The 25,141-nt window shown below is 70.9% G+C and carries 13 protein-coding genes, 1 tRNA gene and 3 pseudogenes; 13 read left to right on the top strand and 4 right to left on the bottom strand.

Going from position 1 to position 25,141, the window contains the following annotated elements:
• Window positions 1-879 precede the first annotated feature (879 nt).
• Window positions 880-1,128 (bottom strand): IPT/TIG domain-containing protein, encoded by a 249-nt coding sequence (locus P3T39_RS08260; RefSeq protein WP_280696704.1) that lies wholly within the window; start codon window positions 1,126-1,128, stop codon window positions 880-882.
• A gap of 799 nt (window positions 1,129-1,927) precedes the next feature.
• On the opposite strand from P3T39_RS08260, the gene P3T39_RS08255 reads away from it, so the two are divergent.
• The 6 genes from P3T39_RS08255 (at window position 1,928) to P3T39_RS08230 (ending at window position 17,111) form a co-directional block, all read left to right on the top strand.
• The gene (locus tag P3T39_RS08255; protein WP_280696703.1) at window positions 1,928-2,146 is read left to right on the top strand and encodes a DUF5988 family protein; all 219 of its coding nucleotides are present in this window, start codon (window positions 1,928-1,930) and stop codon (window positions 2,144-2,146) included.
• Between the two features lie 388 nt (window positions 2,147-2,534).
• A complete protein-coding gene (locus P3T39_RS08250; protein WP_280696848.1) occupies window positions 2,535-3,821 on the top strand; it encodes a beta-ketoacyl synthase N-terminal-like domain-containing protein in 1,287 nt (428 codons plus the stop codon).
• A 249-nt stretch (window positions 3,822-4,070) separates the two neighbouring features.
• Complete coding sequence (locus P3T39_RS08245; protein WP_280696702.1) at window positions 4,071-10,442, top strand: type I polyketide synthase; 6,372 nt, start codon at window positions 4,071-4,073, stop codon at window positions 10,440-10,442.
• 917 nt (window positions 10,443-11,359) lie between these two features.
• Window positions 11,360-12,658 (top strand): IS21 family transposase, encoded by a 1,299-nt coding sequence (locus tag P3T39_RS08240; protein WP_280696701.1) that lies wholly within the window; start codon window positions 11,360-11,362, stop codon window positions 12,656-12,658.
• Window positions 12,659-12,960: 302 nt separating this feature from the next.
• Entirely contained in the window at window positions 12,961-15,873 is a 2,913-nt protein-coding gene (locus P3T39_RS08235; RefSeq protein ID WP_280696700.1) for a DEAD/DEAH box helicase, read from the top strand.
• On the top strand, window positions 15,870-17,111 hold the full coding sequence (locus P3T39_RS08230) for an SWIM zinc finger family protein (protein WP_280696699.1): 1,242 nt from the start codon (window positions 15,870-15,872) through the stop codon (window positions 17,109-17,111). The genes P3T39_RS08235 and P3T39_RS08230 overlap by 4 nt, the downstream gene beginning before the upstream one ends.
• Before the next feature lie 106 nt (window positions 17,112-17,217).
• Here the strand turns inward: P3T39_RS08230 and P3T39_RS08225 are convergent.
• A pseudogene (locus P3T39_RS08225) lies at window positions 17,218-17,367 on the bottom strand (glycosyltransferase family 2 protein); the annotation flags it as partial.
• A gap of 223 nt (window positions 17,368-17,590) precedes the next feature.
• On the opposite strand from P3T39_RS08225, the gene P3T39_RS08220 reads away from it, so the two are divergent.
• The gene (locus P3T39_RS08220) at window positions 17,591-17,896 is read left to right on the top strand and encodes a hypothetical protein (protein WP_280696698.1); all 306 of its coding nucleotides are present in this window, start codon (window positions 17,591-17,593) and stop codon (window positions 17,894-17,896) included.
• A 204-nt stretch (window positions 17,897-18,100) separates the two neighbouring features.
• Window positions 18,101-18,337, top strand: a complete 237-nt coding sequence (locus P3T39_RS08215) for a hypothetical protein (RefSeq protein ID WP_280696697.1) — start codon at window positions 18,101-18,103, stop codon at window positions 18,335-18,337.
• Between the two features lie 97 nt (window positions 18,338-18,434).
• On the opposite strand, the gene P3T39_RS08210 is transcribed toward P3T39_RS08215, so the two are convergent.
• Window positions 18,435-18,522 (bottom strand) — tRNA-Leu (locus P3T39_RS08210).
• 219 nt (window positions 18,523-18,741) lie between these two features.
• On the opposite strand from P3T39_RS08210, the pseudogene P3T39_RS08205 reads away from it, so the two are divergent.
• Window positions 18,742-18,918, top strand: a pseudogene (locus P3T39_RS08205) (HdeD family acid-resistance protein); the annotation flags it as partial.
• Between the two features lie 261 nt (window positions 18,919-19,179).
• Window positions 19,180-19,710: pseudogene (locus tag P3T39_RS08200) on the top strand (ATP-binding protein); the annotation flags it as partial.
• Window positions 19,711-20,021: 311 nt separating this feature from the next.
• Here the strand turns inward: P3T39_RS08200 and idi are convergent.
• Complete coding sequence (gene idi, locus P3T39_RS08195) at window positions 20,022-20,636, bottom strand: isopentenyl-diphosphate Delta-isomerase (RefSeq protein ID WP_280696696.1); 615 nt, start codon at window positions 20,634-20,636, stop codon at window positions 20,022-20,024.
• Between the two features lie 685 nt (window positions 20,637-21,321).
• Between idi and P3T39_RS08190 the strand changes: the two genes are divergently transcribed.
• From P3T39_RS08190 to P3T39_RS08180, 3 genes are read left to right on the top strand one after another with little or no spacing between them, the layout of a single operon-like run.
• Window positions 21,322-23,289 (top strand): DUF5941 domain-containing protein, encoded by a 1,968-nt coding sequence (locus tag P3T39_RS08190; RefSeq protein WP_280696847.1) that lies wholly within the window; start codon window positions 21,322-21,324, stop codon window positions 23,287-23,289.
• Complete coding sequence (locus P3T39_RS08185) at window positions 23,286-24,041, top strand: phosphocholine cytidylyltransferase family protein (protein WP_280696695.1); 756 nt, start codon at window positions 23,286-23,288, stop codon at window positions 24,039-24,041. Before P3T39_RS08190 ends, P3T39_RS08185 begins: the two co-directional genes overlap by 4 nt.
• Window positions 24,029-25,090, top strand: a complete 1,062-nt coding sequence (locus tag P3T39_RS08180; protein ID WP_280696694.1) for an iron-containing alcohol dehydrogenase family protein — start codon at window positions 24,029-24,031, stop codon at window positions 25,088-25,090. The genes P3T39_RS08185 and P3T39_RS08180 overlap by 13 nt, the downstream gene beginning before the upstream one ends.
• The last annotated feature ends 51 nt before the right edge of the window (window positions 25,091-25,141 follow it).

The raw sequence follows: 25,141 nt of genomic DNA, 5'->3' as shown, positions 1-25,141 counted from the left end.
CAGCCGCTGCCGTTCGGGCGTCGGCTGGTGCGGCGGGCCGCCGTTGGTTGGTGCCAGCCGTCACCGGTTCGCATGGGGGCAGACGCCGGGTCGCCAGGGCCACCCCCGTCACCGTCCCGATCAGCATGAGTCGACGACGCGCAGACATGGCAAGGGGACCGGTTCAGAGCTCTACCGGTCGTGGCACAGCCACCGCTGCGGGTGCCTGTCCTGCCGGACCTGCTGTCTGACCGGCTGCAAGACCACCGCGCTCCACTCCGATACGGGTCGGCTTGGCAGCCGCGCTTCCCGGCCGTAGACCGCGTTCGGGCTGCGGGCGGCCTACGTGAGCCCCGCCCGAGCGGTACCTCCACACGAGCCCTGACCGGCGTACCCCCGCCAGCCGGGGCTCACCCCGTCCTCACGGGGAGACCGCCACGACCTCCGCCTCGGTGAGCAATGTGAGCAGTCGTGCGTCGAGGTCCGCCGACACGTCGGCCACGCCGACGGGCAGTGGAATCGCAAGGGCTACGGCGGTGCGCTTCGGTGTTGCGCCCGCCGCTTCGTGATCCCGTCCGCGGCCCAGGTCGCCGCTGTGGTGCAGACCGGGTCCGGGACCACGTAGCTCACCGTCTTCTGCTGCTGTGGATCTTACGAGCATCGGCAGACCGCGTGTTGGTCAAGCACATGGCAGACCGGCCATGTTCCCGTCGGGGTGCGTTCTGTCGAGGCCGCGGTGAGGCGAGCTAAGGCATTCATGAGGCGAGCTCCGGTGGTGCCGCGGCACCACCGGAGCTCGCCTCACCCGCTTGCGGGGCGTTCATGCACTGTCCGTCGTGGATCACGTCTCACCGAACTGAGGTTTTCGCACCCGAGCGGGAGCGCCTATGACCAACAGTCCTACAGATAGCGGTAGGCGCCGCCGTTGCTGGTACCCGCGCCCGTGACCACCGTGACCTGGACCGCGCCGGTTCCGGCCGGGGCGACAGCCGTGATGGCACCGTCGAACAGGACGGTGAAGCTGGTCGCGGGCGTGCTGCCGAACATGACCGCCGAGGCCCCGGACAGGCCGGTGCCGACGAGGGTGATGGTGTTGCCTCCGGTCGTCGGGCCCTGCGGGGGTACGAGCGCGAGCAGGATCGGTGCCATTGCTTTCCTCTTTCCGAGTTTGCGGGAGAGGCCGGGCGAGCCGCTTCGAGCGGTGTCGCCGAGGTGTTTAATTTCAAGCTAGATTTCCCGCTCGGCCGTGGCAATGGGATGAATGCGTCCTGGTCGAGCGTCAGCTTAATAAGCGGCTCGTGGTTTTGATTTTGGGCTGCGCGTGCGTGCGCTGGAGCCGCACTGTGATGGCCACCTGCAACCGGATCGCCCGAATTCTAATGCGCATTGATCTCCCTTCGACGGCTGGTGTTCCAGTTGCCCGATCCGCCAGGGAGATCATTTTCCGGAAATGTTGATCAACCCCGTCGGCTTTCTCGGGGGCGCGTTGGAATAAACCCCGGAACGACATCCAGGCCGCTCTTGCCAGCAGGTCTGTGCGGCGCATGCTCCTTGGGCTGCCTGGACTTTCTTGGCATGTCGGCCAGAACCGTGGCGAACGTGATGACGTTGCGCGGCCGGAAGGGCGTTGTATGACCACAACCAGGGAGTGTAAGGTGGCCTGGCGGTGGGGGTCGGGTGAGCGTAGAGAATTTTCATATTCGCATAAAAAGCCTCGTGAGCAGCTCCTGTGGATAGTATGATATTGCCTGGAACGTGTGCTCATCAAGGGTTCTTGGGTGCGCCTCTGGCGCTCATGGGGGCGCTTTGGGGTATCCATTGCGACTTATCTGCGACGCACGCCGCCGCGGTGCCTTCGGTGACTCTGCTTGCGCCCTTCCTGATGGCCACTTTCTCGGTTACATTCATCGTGTAGAAACGGATTCTCTCTTTCCGGAATGTAGGATTGGTGAGTGCCTTGCCGCATCCTTTGCTCGTACTTCTCAAGGGGGGGCCGGATGAAATCCCCAGAGTCTGGGAAATGTCGCCGGACTGGTCCGGAGAGCAAGTGAAGATCCCCCTCCGGAATTGGTATGAGCATTTCGAGTTTTCCCAGGAATACGTCGACATCGGTGGCGGCCTGATGCCCGTCTGCCGCTGGTCGTACCGCACAGCTATTGCCGAGTAGCGTCGCCACGGGGTGGGCTGCCGCCCAGTGGTCAGCGGCGAGGGTGGGTGTCTCCGGTCTCCGGACGACGAACGCCGGCAGTCTGCAGCGGTTGCGACAACTGCCGGCGTGATCAAGCACTCGTCGGGACCTGGCAGGCCTCGGCGAGTGCGCGGTGACCACACAGTGCCAACGGGCTCGGCCGCAGGTCTGGCGGGTGTCAGGGGAAGCGGTCGGGTTCGTGCGGCAGGTCCATGAACCGGCTACCAACACGGAGGTGAGCACTGATGGGTGAGTTCTCCACCGCACAGATCGCCGTGGCGATCATTCTCCCCGGAGCCCGAGGGGGTGTGTCGTGACCCGGCCGGCCGCGACCTCGAACCGCGGCGGCACGAGCGCGCGGGACGCCATGGTCACCGGCATGGGGTTCTGCCTGCCGGGTGACAGCCGACCGGTGTTCACGGGGGACGACGTATGGGACGTTGCCTCCCACGGGCGTTCGTGCCTCAAGCACGACGGCGTTTACTACGGCGCGGTCAACCTGTCGCCCGCCGCGTTCGACGAACGCCTCCCGGACGTTCCGGGGATCTTCTCCCAGCACTACACCAACGCACACCGCTACGGCCTGGTGTCGTTGGTGGAGGCCTGCGCGGACGCCGGACTGGACATCCGTGCGGGGGATCTGGCGCACGCGGCCATCCTGGTCGGTCGTGGGGGAATCGACGCCAACATCCCCAGCTATCTCGCCGTACTGCAGGCCGACGCCGAGACGACGACGCCGCAGGAGGCGATGCAACTGTTCGTCAGGGGCCAGCAGGCTCTCACACCGTCCGATGTGGCTCTGGTGCAAGGGGCGCTCACCTGCACAACCGGTCCCTGCTTCACCGTGTCGTGCGGCTGTGCGTCGTCCGCCGTACAGGTCGGCAACGCCCGCCGTATGATCGCCGACGGTTCGGTCGACCTCGCTGTCGTCACCGGGGTCGATGTCTTCGGCGTGGATGTCATCCAGAACGTCCAGCGTCTACTGCACGGTGCCCAGCGCACGTACGAGTCGATCCGGGTGCCCGGCATGCCGGAGATGCTCCCGTCGTTCGACCGCCTCATGCGGCCCTACGACCGGCGCGCGGACTGCGTGAACCACGGCGAGGGATCGGCGACCCTGGTGCTGGAGAGCCGCGAGCGCGCGCAACAGCGCGGAGCCCACGCCTACGGCCAGATCCTCGCCCATGCCATGACCCGTGACGGGCTCTCGAATCCGCTGGCGAGCGACGAGAACGGCGCCTCGCTGGTCGCCGCCGTCCGCGAGTGCCTCGGGAACCGTTGGGAGATCGGCCAGGTGCCCTACATCCACGGCGGCAGCGACGGCGACGTGGTGGTGACCGCCTTCGAGGCGAACGCGGTCAGACGCCTGTACGGACCTGCGGCAGCCGACCTGCTGATGACGTCCCAGGAAGCCTGCTTCGGCCACAACGGTGCCCCGGCCGGTGCCCTCGGCGTCGCACTGACGCTGCTCATGATGGAGCACGGCGAGGTGTGCCCCACCGCGAACTGCGAGCAGCTGGCAGACAACCTCACCTTCGATCCCGTGCCCGGCGTCCGCACCCGGCCCCTCGACTTCGACTACGCGCTGAGCTGCAACTACCAGATCGGAGGCGTCAAGAGCGTGATCCTGCTCGGCACCCCGGACGCCACCTGACCCCGTCGGGCCGCACCGGCCGACCCGTGCCGACACCAGCCGCAGGCCGCCTTGCCGGTATGTCACCGCTGCCCTGGTGGACAGCGGCAGTCGAAACGCGGCGATCCTGCCGCCCTCACCCGGACCCGCACGGCGCGGTGGACAGGGCGGCCCCCGCGATACCGCCAACCCCCTGTCGCCGCCTGCCGGTTGCGCACCTACCGCATCGCCCGCTGACTCCTGTCCGTTCAGCAAAGTAAGGAGGACCCCGTGGTGGGACACGAAAACGAACCCGGTCACGCCGGCTCGCTCATCGCGATCGTCGGCATGGCATGCCGGCTTCCCGGCGATGTCGACTCGCCCGCCGCCCTGTGGCGGCTGCTCGTGGAGGCGCGCGACGCCGTCGGGGAGCCCCCGGTCGGCCGAGCACGGTTGCAGGCGCCGCACGATCGGCAGAGCGCGGTCGAGCCGCTGCCCCGGTGGGGCGGGTATCTGCGGGATGTGTCCGGCTTCGACGCGGACTTCTTCGGGGTCTCCGGCAAGGAGGCGGACGTTCTGGACCCCCAGCACCGGCTGCTGCTGGAGGTGGCCTGGGAGGCGCTGGAGCACGCCGGACGCGCGCCGGAGCGGCTGGCCGGGACGTCGACCGGACTGTTCGCAGGTCTGAGTTACACCGACTACATGGAAGGTCTCGCCGGGCAGCGCCGGGAGCTGGAGGGTTCCATCCTCACGAACGGGCACTGCGTGGCGGCGGGCCGGATCTCCTACCTGCTGGGCCTGCACGGACCGTGCGTCGCCTTGGACACCGCGTGTTCCTCCTCCCTGGTGGCGGTGCACCTGGCGTGCCAGGCCCTGCGCGGCGAGGAGTGCGATCTCGCCCTGGCCGGCGGTGTCACGCTCAATCTCGGGTCCAGGACCACGATGTCGTTCGTCCGGATGGGGATGCTTTCACCCACGGGACGCTGCCGTACGTTCGACGCCGCGGCGGACGGGTTCGTACGCGGTGAAGGCTGCGGCGTTGTCGTCCTCAAACGCCTCGCCGACGCGTTGCGCGACGGCGACCGCGTCCTCGCGGTGGTCCGCGGCACGGCGGTCAACCAGGACGGCCGTTCCGACGGTCTGGCCGCCCCGTCGGTCCTGGCTCAGCAGGCGCTGTACCGACAGGCGCTTTCGAGGGCCGGAACCGATCCCCGCGAGGTGGGGATGATCGAGACGCACGGGACAGGGACACCGGTCGGCGATCCGGTCGAGTTCTCCAGTCTGGCTGAGGTCTACGGTGTGGGCCAGGGCCGCTGCGCGCTCGGATCGGTCAAGACGAACATCGGACATCTGGAGCCGGCCGCCGGAGTGGTCGGGTTGATCAAGACGGTGCTCTGCCTCCAGCACGGGCTCATCCCGCCGAATCTGCACTTCAACCGTTGGAACCCGGCCATCACCGCGCAGGGAACCCGCCTCTTCGTCCCCACCGAGCTGAGCAGTTGGCCCACGCCGACAGCCTCCCGGCTGGCCGCGGTCTCCTCCTTCGGGTTCTCCGGAACCAACGCCCACGTGGTGCTGGAGCAGACGCCACCCGCGACCGCGAATCACCACGCCGGCGCCCTGGTGCGGCAGGTATCCGTCGCCAACCGCCAGCGGGTGCCGGCCCAACGCAGTGCCCCGTCCGAGGTCTTCCTCGTCCCGGCCGGATCGCCGAGCGTGCTGCCCGCCGCAGCCCAGCGGCTCGCGGACTGGCTCGAGGGCGACGGAGCCGCCGCCCCGCTGCGCGACATCGCCCACACGCTTGCCCTGCGACGTTCCCTCGGCCGCGGCCGCCTCGGCGTGGTGGCGGGCTCGCACCGCGACCTGATCCGCGCCCTGCGCTCGTTCGAGGCCGGACGGGCCCATCCGGGCGTGGTGTGCGGGGCGGTGGGTGCCGGGATCAGCCGTCGTCCGGTATGGGTGTTCTCCGGGCAGGGCTCGCAGTGGCCGGGCATGGGACGCGGTCTGCTGCAACACGAGCCGGCCTTCGCCGCGGCGCTGGCCGAAGCCGACTCGCTGATCTCCGCCGAAGCCGGCTTCTCCGTCCTCGACCTGGTCCGCGCCGCAGAGCAGGTCAACGGATGCGGACGGGTACAGCCGATGCTGTTCGCCCTGCAGACCGCGTTGGCCGCGGCGTGGCGTGCCCATGGCGTCGAGCCGGCCGCTGTCGTCGGCCATTCCATGGGCGAGGTCGCGGCCGCGGTCGTAGCCGGGGCCCTGCCGCTGGCTGACGGCGTCCGCGTGATCTGCCGGCGATCCGCCCTGCTCACCCGGATCGCCGGGGCCGGCACCATGGCGACGGTCGGCCTGGACCCTGCCATGGTGGAGTGCGAACTCTCCGACCTGGGCGCCGCTGGATCCGTCTGCGTCGCCGTCATGGCCGCACCGGGCTCGACGGTCGTCGCAGGCACCCTCGGCGAGGTGAAGCGGCTGGTCGCCGCCTGGCAGAACCGGGGCATCCCCGCGCACCTGATCGCCGTCGACGTCGCCTCGCACTGTCCCCAGGTGGACCCGCTGCTGGCCGACCTCACGACCGCCCTCGCAGACCTCGCCCCCCGTCGGCCGGTCATCCCCTTCTACTCGACAGTCCTGGACGACCCGCACAAGACTCCGCTTTTCGACGCCGCGTACTGGCGCGACAACCTGCGCCGCCCGGTCCGATTCGCCTCCGCCGTCGCCGCCGCCGCGGCTGACCGGCACCAGGTCTACATCGAGGTCTCCCCCCATCCCGTGGTCACCCACGCCGTATCGCAGAGCCTCGCCGGCCTCCTCCACGGCCCGGTCGTCCTGCCCACCCTGCGTCGTGACGAGGACGAGCTGATCACCTTCCGGACCCAGCTCGCGGCCCTGCACTGCGCCGGAGTCGAGGTCGACTGGTCCCACCTCTACGCCGACGCGAACCTCGCCGACGCGCCCTCCCTCACCTTCAACCGCCGGCACCACTGGGCGGAGAGCACCGGGGCCACCCCTCGCGGCCTCGGCGGTTTTGGCACCGCCCTGCCCGGTATGCACACCGAAGTACCAGGCGCACAGCTGCGCCACTCCTGGCAGGCCGACACCGGAACCACGGTCCTGCCCTGGATGGCCGACCACCGCGTCCACAACAGCGCGGTCCTTCCGGGCGCCGCGTACAGCGCTCTGGCGTTGACCGCCGCCTGCGAGGCCTTCCACGCCGCACCGCACGAGGTCGAAGTCGTCGACATCCACTTCCGCGAGCTGATGTCTCTCGCCGACCACACCGACGTCCGCACGATCGTCACCCAGCTCACCCCCGATCGCGCCGACTGCGCGATCTTCGGCCACGGCGAGGACGGTGCCTGGGTACGCCATGCCGATGCGGTCCTGCACCGCATCACCGCGCTCCCGCAGGCGCCGGGCGCGTCGGTGGCCGAACTGGCCGCGGAGCACCCGGTGAGCCTCGACCCGGCCACGCTGTATGCGAGCCTGCGCACCCGGGGCCTGGAACACGGTCCCGCTTTCACCGGCATCACCGACCTGCGCACCGCACCGCGAGGCGACAGCTTCTGGGCCCACGTCAGAGTCCCGGCGGCCGCGCAGACGGCGCCGCACTCCCTGCGGATCCATCCAGTCCTCCTCGATCTCTGCGCGCAACTCGTGGTGGCCGGCTTGATCCGGGAACCGGGCCAGGGCCTGGTCCTGCCGGTCCACGTGCAGGCGGTGCGGATCCTCGCCGACCCGGCGGCCGCAAGATACGGCCACGCCCGCATCTCCCAGAGCGACGAGGACGGCATCGTCGGAGACGTGCTGCTGCTGGACCAGGACGGCAGGACCGTGGTCGCCATCGACGCCCTCCGATTCCTCCGACGCCGTGCAGACGCCGCCGTCGACCGATGGTTCCTCGAGACCAGCTGGCACGCCCTCCCCTGTCCGGAGACGACGAGACCGACCGCCGCAGGGAACTGGCTCGTCATCGGCGAGGCGGACGGTTCCGCCCAGATACTCGCCAGCGCCCTGCACTCCGGGGGAGCGACCACCGACGTCCTGGACGCCCCTCTCGGCGCCGCCCCTCTCGAACGGCTCAGAGGACCTCTCGCCCGGCGCTGGGCCGCCCCGTTCCCACCACCGCGGGCCGTGGTCCTGATCTGCGCACCGCCCACGCCCGGACAGGACCCCGACACAACCGCGCTTCGACGCACCCGGCGGCTGATCGCCGTCGCCCAGGCCGCCGCCGCCCACACCGAGCCCCCGCGCCTGTACGCGGTCACCCGCGCCGCCCGGAGCCTCGAACCCAGCCGGCCGCCCGATCTGGCCCAAAGCGCTCTGCGCGGACTCGTCCGTGTCCTGACGCACGAACACCCCGACCTGCGAGCCAGCCTGGTGGACGCCGATCCGGCCGACGCCGAACTGCGCGGCGTCGCACGCGAACTCCTCGCCGGGTCTCCCGAGGACGAGGTCGCCCTGCGCGACGCCACCCGCCACATCGCCCGCCTGGCCTACACGCCGCTGTCGGACGACGAACGTGCGACGGTCACCACCCGTACCGTCCGCTACGGTGCCGACCGGTTCCAGCTGCGGGCCGGCCGCCTCGGCGACCTCGATGCCCTGGAACTGTCCGCGACCGCACGATGCGCCCCAGGACCAGGCGAAGTAGAACTGCGGGTCCAGGCTGCGGGCGTGAACTTCCGCGACGTGCTCACCACCATGGGCCTGCTGTCCACCGACGAGGACGCCGGGTACCGCATCGGATTCGAGTGCGCGGGCGTGATCACCGCAGTCGGGCCCGAAGTCCAGCACGTCCGCCTCGGGGACAGCGTGCTCGCCGCAGACCTGCGCGGCGGCGCCTTCGCCTCGTTCACCACCGTGCCCGCCGCCGCCGTCGCACCCATCCCCGCCGGGGTCGACCCGACCGCGGCGGCAGGGCTGCCCACCGCTTTCCTCACGGCCTGGTACGCCCTACGCCACGTCGGCCGGCTCACCGCAGGGGAACGGGTCCTGATCCACAGCGCCACCGGTGGAACCGGTCTGGCCGCCGTCGCGGTCGCGACCCGCCTGGGCGCCGAGGTGTTCGCCACCGCCGGTAGCGATGAGAAGCGTCAGTACCTGCGCGACATGGGAATCCAGCACGTGATGGACTCCCGGACACTGGACTTCACCGAGCAGATCCGGGCCGCCACCGCCGGTCAAGGCGTCGATGTCGTCCTCAACTCGCTGTCCGGCCAGGCGATCCGGGCCGGGCTGGAGGCTCTGCGGCCCTTCGGAAGGTTCGTCGAGCTGGGAGTGCGGGACATCCTCTCCGACACACCGCTCGGACTGGCGCCGCTGCGGCACAACATCACCATGAGCACGGTCGACCTCATCGAACTGCAGCACGCCCGACCCGGCGCCTTCGCCACGGTGCTGCGAGAAGTCCTCGGCGAGTTCGACCAGGGCCGCCTGGCGCCGTTGCCGTGCCGGACCTACCCGCTAGCCCGGGCCGCCGACGCGTTCCGCCTCATGGCCGGAGCCGGCCATATCGGCAAACTGGTGCTGATCGTCCCGGAGGACGGAGAGACCACCGCGATGCTCCGAGACGCGCCCTCCCCGGTCCAACCGGACAGCGCCTACCTCGTCACCGGCGGCCTGCGCGGCGTCGGCCTCGCCACCGCCGAATGGTTGGCCCGGCAAGGCGCGCACCATCTGGTCCTCAACGGCCGTACACCGCCCTCCGCAGCCACCGAACAGACGCTCACCCGGCTGCGCCGGAGCGGTACTCGGATCACCGTCGTGCTCGGCGACATCGCCGAGCAGGGCACCGCCGACCGCCTCGTGGCAGCCGCCACAACCGACGGCCTGCCGTTGCGCGGCCTCGTCCACGGCGCCATGGTCCTCGACGATGCCGCGATCACCAACATCACGGACGACCAGCTCGAACGGGTGTGGCGGCCGAAGGCCACCGGCGCATGGCGCCTGCACGAAGCCACCGCCGGACTGGCACTCGACTGGTTCGTCCTGTACTCCTCCATGGCGTCCCTGCTCGGCAATCCCGGCCAAGGCGCCTACGCCGCCGCCAACGCCTGGCTCGACGAATTCGCCACCTGGCGTACCACTCGCGGCCTGCCCACCCTCGCCGTCAACTGGGGCCCTTGGGGCGAGACCGGCGTCGCCACCGGCTTCGCCGCCCGCGGCTACCAGACCATCCCCACCGCAGCCGGCCTCCAAGCCCTCGCCACACTGCTGGCTCACCGTCGCGTACGCACCGGCGTCATCCCCGGCGAACCCGACACCTGGATCCCCCCGGCCGGTCGGCAGTCCTCGCTATTCGACCTTCTCGCGCACCACCGACAAGGCGAACGGGGCGAACGGAACCCCGTCACCCGGGACGTCCAGGCCGGGCTCAGGTCCATCGAACCCGGACTCGCCCGCAGTACCGCCCTGGAGCACTACCTGGCCGAGCACATCCGCATCGTGCTCCGGCTCGGCAGCACCACCCTCGACCCCCAGACCCCCCTGAAGGCACTCGGGTTCGACTCACTGCTCAGGATCGAACTGCGCACACGCCTGGAATCCGACCTGGGCATCAAACTCGCGAGCGACTTCGTACAGCAGCACCCGACCCTGGCAGCGCTGGCCGCCGGCCTCGCCGAGCACATGGGGCTGAAGCTCCACACCAACGACAGCCCATAGCTCTCCGGTGACCGGCGTACCGCGCGTCCCCGAGGCGCGCGGTACGCCGGTCACCCACCCGAAGGGCACTCGCAGGCCCGGGAGAGGCGGCCACCGGGACACCTCTCGCGTCACTCCACCGGCCAGAACGGCGACCAGGCAGGGACCATGAACATGAGTCAGAATCTCCCGTATCCCGATCGGAGCCGGCCCGTCCCCACGAGCCTGCTTTCGGCCGCAGTCTCCCCGGCAAGGCCGGACACCCCGATAGTCGCCCCGGAGCAACCCGGCACCGGGAACCACGACGGCGAGCGGCGACGCACCGTGACCTTCATCCCACAGCCCGAGCACGTTCGCCAGACACGCCACATGGTCACGGCAGTGCTGAGGCACTGGCGACTGGACCACCTCCGACACAGTGCCGAGCTCGCGGTGAGCGAGCTGGTGACCAACGCGATCCAGCACGCTTCCAACCAGAACCCGATCACCGTGACGGTCGAACACGACGAGCAGTGGCTGTCCATCGCGGTCAGCGACCACTCCGTCGGCCTGCCCCGGACCCGCCGCGCGGCCCGTCACCACGAGAACGGGCGCGGCCTGCTTCTTGTCGGACTCCTCGCCGATTCATGGCACTGCGAAGCCCACTCCGATGGAACCAAGACCGTCTCGTGCCGACTGCCCATAAGCAATCCCGACCGGGCGGAACCTTGCGTTCCGCCGCGACGGCAGAGCCAACCCCTCCGCGCCGGCAGCCGTCACTGCCGTCCGCCCCGTGCCGGCCCCCCGTGCGCCGCATAGCCTTCAGCGGGGGACGGCCACGCAGGTGGTCGGGGACAGGCCCCCTGCGGGGTGGCCACCGACTTCGTGCGGACGATCCGTCGGCTCGAGGACCGGATCGCCGCGTAGTGCGGCACCGATGGACTCTTGAGGGAGCTCGGATGTTCGCCAGAGAGGAATACCTGGAGGCGCGCGCATTGCGCTGTCAGGGGTGGTCCATCTCGGCGATCGCCCGACACTTGGGGCGCGACCGCAAAACAGTGAGGTCCTACCTCAGCGGGGAGCGCTTTGTAGGCGTCCGAGGCTCCGGCAAGGTCGAGTTTCTGTGGTTCTTGCCGTACTGCCGACAACGCCTCGCGGATGATGCGCACCTGCCGGCGACCGTGCTGTTCAACGAGATCGTCGGGCTGGGCTACGCGGGCAGCTACCCGACCTTCACCCGCGCTCTGCGCAATCACCAGGTGCGGCCGCCCTGCGAGCGATGCCACCGCCACCCCCCCAGGGACGGCACGGCCACCCCGCACTCAGCAGGTGAAGAACTGCGGTTCGACTGGCTGAGGCTTCCCGACCCACCCGCGGAGTGGGGCTGCGGGAGCCACGCCCACCTCCTGACGGGCTCGCTCACGCACGCGGGCCGCTGGCGTGGAGCGCTGGCGGAGAACGAGGAGTTCCCGCAGCTCGTGGAAGCCGTGGATCGACTACTCAGGCAGCTGGGCGGCACCTGTGGACTCTGGCGCTTCGATCGGACGCCGCTGGTGTGCTGTCCAGCGACCGGCAGGGTGACGTCGAGGTTCGCCGACGTTGCCAAGTACTACGGTGTCAGTGTCGAATGCCCACCAGACCGAGGTGACCCGAACGACTCGGTCGACGAGGCCCGCCGCTCGGCCGTCCACGACTGGTGGCACACGGTGGGCGACGACACCCGCTTGCAAGCCGCGCTGGACAGCCTGGACAGGCTCGCGGTGTCGATGGACGGTAGCCGTCCGAAAGCCCGTGACACGACCGGCGCGCCCGCTCGTCCGAAGAGGCCGCTGGATCTGCCGACCACGCCTTACCCCGCCCGGGTCTGTGTCATCCGCACGGCCAACGCCGAGGGTCTGGTCTCCTTTCGCGGCAACCTCTACGCGATCCCACCCAACCTGTCCGGCGCTGTCGTGGAAGTTCGTTGGCGCCTCGACGAGCCGTACCTGTCGATTGCCACGAGACGCGGAGCGGTCATCGCCCGCCACGCCCTGGCGCCGTGGGGTGCGGGATTGACGGTGACCGGCCCCGGCCACGACATCGTCCTGGAGCGTCCTACGCGCGCGGCTCGCGCCGGCGCCACGCCTCGTAAGGGGAACGCTCACCGTCCGCCCTCTCCAGCGGCCTTGGCGATAGCCGCCGCCCTGCGACCCGTCACCAGGGCCTCCGCCACCCCGCATCAATCGCCGACTCGCCCACCAGCCCCGCCACCCGTGTGAGCTTCCCGCTTCCCGGGGGCCGACTGTCTCCGGGTACATGGCACTGATGGCCCGTGTGGGTGGAGGGATGCCCAGCGCTGTCCGGTCCGCTGGCGCAGCCGAGGTCTCCCGGGAAGCGGAAGGAGCGCTGTCCCGACGGCGAACCTCGGCCTCGGCTGTCCCGGCGGGGTACGCCCCGTGCCGAATGCCCGCCCCGGACGCGTCGTCACGCGTGGCCTGTACGTCCACTGCCTCACCGGCGGTTTGCCTGGTGCTGGTCCAGCCGCCAGGATGTCCTCTGATCGGGTGAGGGATGTGGGGACATGGCGCGACGCACCCAAGCACAGGCGACGGAGCACCAACTCAAGGCCGTGATGGTCGGAGGCAGGCTGCCGAGGCAGCGCGCGCTGCCGCCGCTCGCCGCCCCGGAGGCCGTCTCGTGGGCCACCGGGCTGCTCGGCGACGGCTGGGCCGCCGTGTTCCTGCCGGAGGAACCGTCGCGCAACGGGCGACTGCTGCTGTGGTGCCCCACCGACCTCGGGAAGGCACGGACAACGCAGCCCCCGACCGGTATCGACGCGCGGTCGGCCGAGCTGGTGCTGCAGCACGGGCGCGGGGTGCGCCGCCGTGCCGTCCCGGGTTTCGCCGTGCCCGTCGCCGTGGCCGTACCCGCGCTGCTCACCGCGCGCCCCGCGCACCCTTCCGCGGTCGTCTGGGCCGCCGCCGTGCGCTTCGCGCTGGGGCTGCTTGCCGACGGCCGCATCTACCCGGGGCTCAGCCCCGAGGCGTACGACACCTGGCACGCCGGGCCGTACGACGCCGGGCACCGCCGGGCGCTGGACGAACTGGCCGCTGCCTTCCCGCCGCACGCGCACTGCCTGCCGCAGCCGGGGCCGGCACCGCTGCGCATCGTGGAGCCCGCCGTGCTGCTGCGGGCCTTCTGTGATTCGGTGGCCGACACGCTGGCCCGTACCCCGGCCGCCCCGCTCGCGGTCGGCGAACTGCCCTACGCCTGGCGGGAAGTCCGACCGCTGCCGCAACTGCGCAGCTGGGCCGAGGAGTTGGACGGCGCGCTGGCCGCCGATGTCTCGGTGTCGCTGCGGGTGGACCCGCCCGAGGGCCGCCGCAAGCAGTTCCGTGCCGTGCTCCAGCTGCACACCGCCCAGGATCCCGCCCTGATGGTGGAGGCGGCGCAGGCCTGGGCTGATCCGGCGGCGCAGCGGCTGCTCGGCCCGCGCGCCGAGACGGAGATGCTCCTGGCGCTGCGGCGCGGGGCCAGGGCGTGGGCGCCGCTGGGTCGGCTGCTCCAGGACGCCGCGCCCGACCAGCTGCGGCTGACCGACGACGAGGCGTTGGACCTGCTGGGCGACGCCACCGACGCGCTGGGCGCGGCGGGCGTCGCCGTGCACTGGCCGCGCGAGCTGGTGAAGGCGCTCACCGCGCAGGCGGTGATCGGGCAGCACACAGCTCCTGGCAGCACGGCGGGCGGTCTGCTGGACGCCGACTCGCTGCTGGACTTCCGCTGGCAGATCTCGCTGGGCGGTGAGGAGTTGACCGAGGTCGAGATGGACGCCCTGGCCGAGGCGCGCCGCCCGCTGATCCGGCTGCGTGACCAGTGGGTGGTCGCCGACCCGAGGCTGGTGGCTCGTGCCAAGCGGCGCCGGATGGAACCGCTCAGCCCGATGGACGCGCTCACCGCGGCCCTCACCGGCCAAGCCGATCACGAGGGCGAGCCGGTGCCCTGCGCGGCGGTGGGCGCGCTCGGGGAGCTGGTGGCCCGCATCCGTGACCCCGAATCGCGTCCGGCCGTCGAGCAGCCGGCCGCGCTCAAGGCCACGCTGCGTGACTACCAGCGCCGGGGCCTGGCCTGGCTCGCGCAGATGTGCGAGCTGAGGCTGGGCGGCTGCCTCGCGGACGACATGGGCCTCGGCAAGACCATCACGCTGCTCGCGCTGCACCTGCACCGGCAGGCCCACCCGGCGACCGCCGGACCGACCCTGGTGGTCTGCCCGGCGTCCCTGCTCGGCAACTGGCAGCGCGAGGCGGAGAAGTTCGCGCCCGGCACTCCCGTGCGCCGGTACCACGGTGGTGGACGGCACTTGGACGACCTGGCCGGCGACGAGATCGTGCTGGTGACGTACGGGGTACTGCGCCGGGACCGGGAGCGCCTGGCCGAGGCCGACTGGGGGCTGGTGGCCGCCGACGAGGCACAGCACGTCAAGAACCCCTACAGCACCACCGCCCGCGAGCTGCGCGCCCTGCCCACCCGGGCCCGGGTCGCGCTCACCGGCACCCCGGTCGAGAACAACCTCTCCGAACTGTGGGCAGTGCTGGACTGGACGACGCCCGGGCTGCTCGGCTCGCTGCCCGCCTTCCGCGAGCGGCACGCGCGCGCAGTGGAGTCCGGCGAGGACCCCGAAGCCGCCCAGCGGCTCTCCCGCCTGGTGAGGCCCTTCCTGCTGCGCCGGAAGAAGAGTGACCCCGGCATCGCTCCCGAGCTGCCCGCCAAGACCGAGACCGAGCGCATCGTCACGCTCACCGCCGAACAGGCCTCGCTGTACGAGGCCGTGGTGCGCGAGACCATGGAGCGCATCCGCGAGAGCGCGGGCATCGCCCGCAGGGGCCTGGTGCTCAAGCTACTGACCGGGCTCAAGCAGATCTGCAACCACCCCGCCCAGTACCTGCGGCAGAGCGGACCGCTCACCGGGCGCTCCGGCAAACTGGATGTCCTCGACGAGTTGCTCGACACGATCGTCGCGGAGGGCGATTCGGCACTGGTCTTCACTCAGTACACGCAGATGGCCAAGTTGATCGAACGTCATCTCACACAGCGTGGGATGACGCCGCTGTACCTGCACGGCGGCACCACGGTGGCCCGACGCGAGGAGATGGTGGCCGCGTTCCAGGCGGGTGACGTCCCGGTCTTCCTGCTGTCGCTCAAGGCGGCCGGTACCGGACTCAACCTCACCCGGGCAACCCACGTGGTGCACTACGACCGCTGGTGGAACCCGGCCGTCGAGGACCAGGCCACCGACCGCGCCTACCGGATCGGGCAGGACCGGCCGGTGCAGGTCCACAAACTGGTTGCCGAGGGCACCGTGGAGGACAGGGTAGCCCGGCTGCTGGAGAGCAAGCGCGCCCTGGCCGAGGCCGTGGTCGGCTCCGGCGAGGCGGCGCTGACCGAACTCGGCGACGACGACCTGGCGGAACTTGTCGCCCTGAGGAGGCAGTCATGACTCCGGCCCGCCGCGCGCCCACCCGGGGCGCCCGCGCCTTCGCCGCCACCTGGTGGGGCCAGGCCTGGATCACCGCGCTTGAGGACTCCACCCTCGACTCCGGCCGCCTCTCCCGTGGCCGCACCTATGCCCGCAAGGGCATGGTCGGCGCGGTCGTGGTCGGACCCGGGCAGATGAAGGCCCCGGTGCAGGGCAGTCAGCCGCGGCCATACCGCTCGTCGGTGCACGTCCCCGTGCTGACGGATGGTCAGTGGGGCACCCTGCTCGACGCGATCGCCGCCCGCGCCGGGCATGTGGCCGCACTGCTGGACGGCGAGATGCCCGCAGAGCTGGTCGAGGACACGCGCGCTGCCGGCGTGCCGCTGCTGCCCAGGCCCACCGAACTGGACCCCGAGTGCTCCTGCCCCGACTGGGGCTACCCCTGCAAGCACGCCGCCGCGCTGTGCTACGCGATCGCCGCCCGCATCGACGAAGACCCGTTCGTGCTCTTCGCCCTCCGAGGCCGGGACCGCGAGCAGGTCTTCGCCGCCCTGCGCGAGCGGCGGATGGCTGAGCGGCCCGGTGCTGAGGAGGCCCCAGCCGGGGTCCCGGCCGCCGCAGCCTACGCGCGCTGGACCGAAGAACAGCCCGCACTGCCGGAGCCACGCCGGCCTGCTGCCGGGCGCGCTGCGGGACCGGCGAACAGCCACCTGCCGGTCGATCCCCCCGCCGAGTCGGGACTCAGTGCCCGCGATCTTGAACGCCTCGCCGCCGACACCGCCGGCCGCGCCCGCCAGCTCCTCGCCGGAGACCACACCTCCCTCGCGCTCGCCCAGCGCCAGGACGCAGTGCGCCTCACGGTCACCCAGCGCAACCCCGAGTGGTTCCACGCCCTGCAGGCCGGAACCGGACTTCGCCCCATGGAACTCGCCCGACTCACCCGCGCCTGGCGGCACGGCGGAGCCACCGGCCTGGCCGTCGCCGAGGAGACCCCGCCCGCCGACCCGGCCGCCATGTCCGCGGCCCGGACAGCGCTGGGCGAAGCGCTCGCGGAGATGGCCCCCAGGGACACCCCGGACGCCCCCCTACCCCTGCGGGCCTGGCGCAACCGGCTCACCCTCGGCGACACCGGCCTCCAGCTCCGCCTCGGCCCGGACGGCCGCTGGTACCCGTACATCCAGGAGAACGGAGAATGGTGGCCGTGCGCCTCGGCGGACCCGGACCCGGTCGCCGCGCTCACCGCGGCTTGGGACCGCTGACGCCAGGAGCCGGCATCCGCCCGCGTCGTGATCCGTTCCTGGAAGGGGCGGGGGTTCTGCCCGTCTCCGTGGACGGCCACCGCCGGCCGCCGCGGTCGCGAAGCCACTCCACTCCCTTGTTCCGGCCGCCCGGAATTCCAAGGTTCTCCGGCAGCTCCACCGCGTCGATCCCCGAAGGCAGCCCGGGAAGCGCCACGCCCTGGCCCAGCACCACGACCTTCGCAGGATCGCCCTCCTGCGCAGCTACCGACTCCAGGAGACCCGTTCTGCTGGCCGCTTGCCAGCCGAGCGGGGCTACTGCTTCTCGTCGTCCTGGGCGTCCCGATGCTTCTGCTCGCTGCGGTCAACGACGAAGGTCCCCTTCTGCGGGCGAGTCAACTTCTTACATGCGTGCCCACGAACTGCGGAACCCGGGGTCATTGTGAACTGTGAATGCCGGATGAGTCGCCGGGGAGGGCCCTGTTTCAGGGGTCCTTACTGTGGCCGCGGGACTCGGTCGGCGATGGCTTGGCGACAGCGCCCTGTCCGTCCTTGCCGTCCTTGCCGTCCCTGCCGTCACCCCCGTCTCGCCCGTCTCGCCCGTTCTGCCCGTCCTGCCCGTTCTGCCCGTCCTTCCCGTCCCTGCCCTGCAGGCCAGGGGGGCCAGGGGGGCCGGGCGGACCGGAGGGGCCGGGCGCGATGTGTTCTGCCTGCAGATCGCCGATGTGCCGAGCCTGCAGATCGTCGATCTGCATTTGCTGGGAGACGAGCGCAGCCGACTGCACGACGAGCGCGGCGATCAGTGATCCGAGGAGCACGAGGCGGCGCCGCGGCCTTCGTGGTGTTTCATTCACGCTACTCACATGACCCCTCACGTTGTGTGACGGCGACAGTGTAAGTGACGAGGCTTCAAAGGAGGCGGATCTCCTTGTCGAGGGTCTGTTCCTCGGCGGCACCGGGCGAGGTGCCCGATTTTTGGACGAGCACTACCAGATGTTGGAGACGACGCCGTGTCCGACCAACTGCGGTATGCCGCTGGGGCGAAGACGGTCCGTCGCATTCACAACGTCCTGTCCGGCGCTTTGGGATCAGCTCTGCCGAAGCTGATCCCGGTGGAGGTCTCGGCGAACGTCCGGCACCACTCGCCGGGCTGCACGATGGCCAGTTACGGGCACTCGCGTAAGGGCGGGGCGCGGCGACTGGCCGCCTCCGGTGCGGGCCGACTCGGCCTGTCTGCCCTGGTCTGAGGGCAAGTCCGCTGGCCGGTGGGTCGCGCGGTGGGTCACGTGACGGCTGAGCCGTGGCCTGGAAACAGAAAAACCCCAGATCAACTGGGGCTCCTGCTGGTGTCCGAGGGGGGACTTGAACCCCCACGCCCGATAAAGGGCACTAGCACCTCAAGCTAGCGCGTCTGCCATTCCGCCACCCGGACAGGGTGTGTGCCTCGGGTTTCTGTTCCTGCGCCCCGTGGCGACAGAGAGAACATTACCAGGCCCGGGGAGTGCTTCTCACCTGCGTATCTGTCGTCCCGGGGTGGGTTTGCCGGGGCGGTGGGGAGGAATGGGATAGATCGTCATAAGGAGGACGTAAGCGGGGCTGGGTAAGGCGGTGGTGGTCGTGGTGCGCAGGAGGCGTGTGCTGGAGGGGGCTGGTGGGGGTGAGGAGGGGGGCGGAGCGGGGGTTGTTGCGAAGGTTCGGGCTGCTGGTGGTGCTCGGGGTGGTGCTGGTGGGGGCGGCGGTGTTCGGGCTGCTGTACAACGCGTTCGCGACGCTGGCGAGCGTGCTGCTGTTCGGCTGGCTGCTGCTGATCGGTGGCGGATCGGGGCTGGAGAATCCGTCGCCGGAGTGAATGTTTCGGCTGCCTCACGAGCGCAAGCGGCACAGGGTCTGCCCGGAATCGTCAGAAAACGATCGGAAGAAGACCACAGAGGGTCAGTTGCAGTCCCTGACCCGCCGTTTGCCGGGGCTTCCCTAGCCTCTGGTGACCAAGGGAGCCTTGAGTGGAGCGCCCGATTCCCGAGGACCGGTGGTCCGGGCCACCGGTGTCGCCTCCCATCACCTGCGCGAAGGGCGGCTTGACGTGGAGCAGATGAGCAGGGCTGCCGAGCCCGCGACCGGACGATCCGAGCCGGAACCGGCCAAGCCTGAGCCGGCGGAGAAGGAGTCGGCCGAGAAGGAGCCACCCGAGGCGGAGTCGCCGGGCTCGGGCCCGGCCGAGGGGGTCTGGCGCTTCGCGGCGGCGGCGCACGAGGCCTCGGTGCCGCAGACCCGGCACGCGGTACGCGATCGGCTGCTGGCCCAGGGGCTGGCGGCGGAGCGGTACCAGGAGCTCGTCGACGACGTTCTGCTGATCGTCTCCGAGCTGGTGGGCAACGCGGTTACGCACGCTGCTGTGCTCTCCCCGTACCTCACCGCCGAGCTGGCGATCGAGGACGGCTGGGTGCGGATCTCCGTGGAGGACGGTCACCCGTACCGGCCCAAGGCGCTGGAGAGCGACCACGGTCAGCTCGGCGGCCGAGGGCTGCTGCTGGTGAAGAGCGTGACCCTGCAGGCCGGCGGAGTCTGCGACGTCGAGTGCACGGGTGAGGGCGGCAAGGTGATCTGGGCCTCCCTGCCGCTGCCCGCCGCGCGCACGGGCGAGGCGGGCAGTGAGGAGGACGAGGACACCGGCGGCGAGGCGGAAGCGCCCTCTCGCCGGGCCGGGGCTGAAGCCGGGGCCGGGGCCGGGGCCGAGTCCGAGCCGCTCGCAGTCCTGGACGGTCTGCCGAGCGGCGGCCTCTGGCCGGCATGAGAACCGGCACGGGAGCTGGCGCGAGCACCGGCACGGGAGCCGGCGCGAGGACCGGGCGCGATCGCCAGCATGAGAAATCGCCGTGAATCGCGGGAGGGCCTGAGTGGAAGGTGAGACGGGAGAGCGGGAGGAAGCCTCGGCTACCAGTCCCGCCCGGCGATCTCCCGGATACCGGGGAGCGCGGCCTCGAAGACCGTGCGGAACCACACGGAGAACGGCTTCTGCGCCTCCAGGTCCTTCAGCTCCTGCGCGGTGACGAAGCGGGTGTCGTCCACCTCCTCGGGGTCCGGGTCGAGCGGCGCGGTGATCAGGCCGACGAACAGGTGGTTCCATTCGCGCTCGATCAGGCCCGAGGCCGCGTCCGGCAGGTCGTACCTGACCGTGCCGGCCTCGCAGAGCAGTGCGGGGGCGGCGCCGAGCTCCTCGGCGGTACGGCGTGCGGCCGCCACGAAGGGAGGCTCGTCGGGGTACGGGTGGCCGCAGCAGGTGTTGGACCAGACACCGGGGGAGTGGTACTTGCTCAGCGCGCGGCGCTGCAGCAGCAGCCGTCCCTGACGGTCGAACAGGAAGACCGAGAAGGCGCGGTGCAGGCGGCCCGGCTGCTGGTGCGCCGAGAGCTTCTCGGCAGTGCCAATGGTCACACCGTCGTCATCGACGAGTTCCAGCAGGATCTCCGGGGCTGGCGAGTTCGACGGCGAGGCTGCCGTGCTCTCGTTAGCGAACTGCGTCTGGCTGGTCGGTCGGCTCTCCGCCATGGGGCCTCTTTCGGCACGGGGTTGCGTCGGTGGCCCAGTCTGCCCCATGCCCTCGGGGGTCGAACGATTCGACGCACACCGCGGCATGGAAGGGCCGAATCACTCGGTAGAGTGTTCGATTCGTGACCGACTCGGTCCTGGCCGGTTCACTTTCTGTCTGCTGAGTTGTCAGGTCACGGTCTTGTAGCGGCAGGTGGGCGGCTTGAAGGCAGGGCATACGGTCCGGAATGATGATCTGCGCGGTCCGGGTGCGTCAGCTGCGGATAAGCGCTGCGTGCTGCCATTTCGAGGGCGAATCACCCGTCCGGTAGCCTCGATCGGTGCGCTTGGTCCCCGGAAACGTTCGGTCCGGTACCGCCTGCCGCAGCATCTGTACGTCCAGACCCCACTCGTCCCTCCGCACACCGTTGTGGCCGGACCGCACACCATCGCCAGGGAGTGAGTTCCGCTGTCCACTGTGATCGTGACCGGCCCCGAGCTGCTCGCGCAGGGAAGGCCCGCCGAGCCCGGCCGTGGCCGACAAGCCACTGCGACCGTGCCCACGGCCGGCCCAGCGGTCACCACCAGGCCGTTCGCCGCCGCATCGGCGGCCGCGACGCTGGAGGCGTCCGGGCCGTCCGCAGACGCGCCGAGCGCGCCGGGCGAGCTGGGCGCGGACCTCGCGGCCATCGGCTTCCGCCGGGTACTGCACGCCCATGACGCCGGGCAGCTGGCCGCGGCGATCGCCTCGGTCGGCCCGGACGAGCGGCTCGCCGTCGTGGACGCGGGCTTCGTCGGACACCGCCACGCGCTCCGGCTGGCGCTCACCGACCCGCGTTTCCCGGCCTCGGCCGTCCCCGGCGCCGTGGTGGCCTGTGGCACCGAGGCCCGCGCGGCCCTCGCCTCGGCCGTCCAGCACCTGAGCGCCGAGCAGCAGCTTCCCCACCAGCGCGCCACCGACCCGTACAGCGTCGGCGAGTACCGCGCCGGCGGTTACGGCACGGACGAGTACGGCACCGGCGACTACGGCACCGGCGAGTACGGCGTTGCCCCCGACGGCACCGACCCGTACGGCACCGCCCGGTACGGCTGGGCCGAGCAGCAGTCGCCGTCCCACCGCCCGCTGCCCGACCTCATCGCCGACGTTCTCGCGCAGCGCGGCCTGGCCGTCCAGCGCCCCGAGCTCGGCACCCTGGTCGCCACCGTGCCCGGTACGGAGAGCGAGCTGCACGCCGCCCGCGCCGCCGTGGCCCAGGTGGACGAGGAGGCGGTCCGACTGCGCCGGGCGGTGAAGGCCAGGGACGGCTTCTTCACCACCTTCTGCGTCAGCCCGTACTCGCGCTACATTGCCCGCTGGTGCGCCCGGCGCGGTCTCACCCCGAACCAGGTGACCACCGGCTCGCTGCTGGTCGCCCTGCTCGCGGCAGGCGTGGCGGCGACCGGTTCCCGCGGTGGCTACATAGCCGCCGGGGTGCTGCTGCTCGCCTCCTTCGTGCTGGACTGCACCGACGGCCAGCTGGCCCGCTACTCGCTGCAGTACTCCACCGTAGGGGCCTGGCTGGACGCCACCTTCGACCGGGCCAAGGAGTACGCCTTCTACGCGGGTCTGGCCCTGGGCGCGACCCGCACCGGCGACGACGTCTGGGCGCTGTCGCTCGCCGCGATGGCCCTGATGACCTTCCGGCACAGTGTGGACTTCGCGTTCATGGCGGCCGACCAGGAGACCGCCCGCAACCCCGTCACGGCCGGCAGCAAGCAGCAGGGCGCCAACTCCAGTCCCACCGCGCAGCTCTCCAGCCGCCTCGACCGGGTCGGCTGGACGGTCTGGGCCCGCCGGATCATCGTGCTGCCGATCGGCGAGCGCTGGGCCCTGATAGCTCTGCTCACCGCCTGTACGACTCCCCGCATCACGCTGACCGTGCTGCTCATCGGCTGCGCCCTGGCCTGCTGCTACACCACCGCGGGTCGGGTCCTGCGCTCGGTCAACCGCCGCCGCCCCCGTGCGGACCGGGCTGCCCGCGAGGTAGCGATCCTCGGCGACGGCGGCCCGCTGACCGAGCTGCTGGCCCCGGTCCTGCGCCCGATCGCGCGCCGCCTGCCCGCACTCGCCGTACCGCTGCTGGCCGCCGTGGCCGCGGCCGGGCTGCCGGTCGCCGTCTATCTGTCCGCGGGTACCTGGCAGGCGGTCGCCGCCGGCGGCGGCTATGTCCTGCTGACCTCCCTCGTCCTGGCCCGTAAGCTCACCGGCGCCCTGGACTGGCTCGCCCCCGCCTTCTTCCGGGCCGGGGAGTACCTGGCGGTGCTGGCGCTCGCGCTGCGGCTCGACATCGCTGCCCTCCCGGCCGCGTTCGGGCTGGTCGCCGCGGTCGCCTACCATCACTACGACACGGTGTACCGCCTCCGCGGCGGCACCGGAGCGCCCGCCAGGTGGCTGGTGCGAGTGACCGGCGGGCAGGAAGGCCGGGCACTGCTCGTCACCCTGGTGGCGGCGCTCGTCTACCACGGCAGCCCGGAGGGACCGCTCGGGCACCAGAGTGCCGGGGCGAACGCCCTGGAGGTAGTCCTGGTGGCCCTCGCGGGCCTGCTCGCCCTGGTCGTGGTCGCCGAGAGCATCCATTTCTGGGTCCTCGGCGACGCCACCGCAGAACACGATGAATCAGGAGACACCGCATGATCGGCCTCGTTCTGGCAGCCGGCGCCGGCCGCCGGCTCCGCCCGTACACCGACACCCTGCCCAAGGCGCTGGTGCCGGTCGACGGGGAGCGGACCGTCCTGGACCTCACTCTCGGCAACTTCGCCGAGGTCGGCCTGCGCGAGGCGGCCATCGTGGTGGGGTACCGCAAGGAGGCGGTGTACGACCGTAAGGACGCCCTGGAGCAGAAGTACGGCGTCAAGCTCACCCTGGTCGAGAACGACAAGGCCGAGGAGTGGAACAACGCCTACTCCCTCTGGTGCGCCCGTGACCTCTTCGCCGAGGGCCTGCTGCTCGCCAACGGCGACACCGTGCACCCGGCCGCGGTCCAGCGCACCATGCTGGACGGCAACGACCGGATGATCAAGGAGGGCAACGCCCCCGGCATACTGCTCGCCCTGGACACCGTGAAGAAGCTGGCCGACGAGGAGATGAAGGTCGTCGTCGACCAGGCCAAGGGCATGCAGAAGATCACCAAGCTGATGGACCCGGCCGAAGCGACCGGCGAGTACATCGGTGTCACGATCATCAACCCCGCCGCCGCCGCCGACCTGAGCGACGCCCTGAAGGCCACCTTCGAGCGCGACCCGCAGCTCTACTACGAGGACGGCTACCAGGAGATGGTCAACCGGGGCCTGCGCATCGACGTGCAGCCGATCGGCCAGGTCTCCTGGGTCGAGGTCGACAACCACGACGACCTCAACAAGGCGCGGGAGATCGCGTGCCAGTACTGACCCGGCTGGTCCCGTCGCCGGTCTTCGTCGAGATCCGCCCGGGCGCGCTGGACGCGCTCGGCGGCATCCTCGCCGACCAGCGTCTGTCCTCCTCGGGACGGATAGCGGTGGCCATCAGCAACGGCTCGGGCACGGTGCTCCGGGAGCGGCTGGAACCGCTGCTCCCGGACGCCGAGTGGTTCGAGGTCGCCGACGGCAGCCTCGACAGCGCCGTACGCCTTGCCGACGCGATGCGTGCCGGCCACTTCGACGCCATCATCGGCCTCGGTGGCGGCAAGATCATCGACGCGGCGAAGTACGCCGCCGCCCGGGTCGGCCTGCCGCTGGTCGCGGTGGCCACCAACCTGGCGCACGACGGCATCTGCTCGCCGGTCTCCATCCTCGACAACGACGCGGGCCGAGGCTCCTACGGGGTGCCCAGCCCGATCGGGATCGTGGTGGACCTGGACGTCATCGCCAAGGCGCCGCCGCGCTTCGTCGCGTCCGGCATCGGCGACGTGATCTCCAACATCTCGGCCTGCGCCGACTGGGAGCTCTCGCAGACCGTCACCGGCGAGAAGGTGGACGGCCTCGCGGTCGCGATGGCCCGCTCGGCCGGGGAGAACATGCTCCGCCACCCGGGCTCGCTCGCAGACCAGGACCTGCTGACCTGCCTGACGGAAGCCCTGGTACTGTCCGGCATCGCGATGAACATCGCCGGCAGCACCCGCCCGTCCTCGGGCGCCTGCCACGAGATCTCGCACGCCCTTGACGTGCTGTACCCCAAGCGCTCGGCCCAGCACGGCGAGCAGGTCGGCCTCGGCGCGGCCTTCGCCAGCTTCCTGCGCGGCGAGCGCGAGCTGACCGGCCTGATCGTGGACCGACTGCGGTTCCACGGACTGCCGGTGACCGCGGCTCAGATCGACTTCACCGAGGCGGAGTTCACCAAGGCGGTGCACTACGCTCCGAACACCCGTCCGGGACGTTTCACCATCCTGGAACACCTCGATCTCTCCCCATCCGACATCAGGGACGCGTACGCCGACTATGTCCAAGCCGTCAACAGCTGACCGCCCCGCGGTCGACCTCACGGTCCGGCCCTCGATCGAGGAGCTGAGGGC

This window comes from Kitasatospora sp. GP82 (assembly GCF_029892105.1).
In the GTDB taxonomy this organism is placed as follows: Bacteria; Actinomycetota; Actinomycetes; order Streptomycetales; family Streptomycetaceae; genus Kitasatospora.
This window is presented reverse-complemented; position numbering and strand designations above follow the sequence as displayed.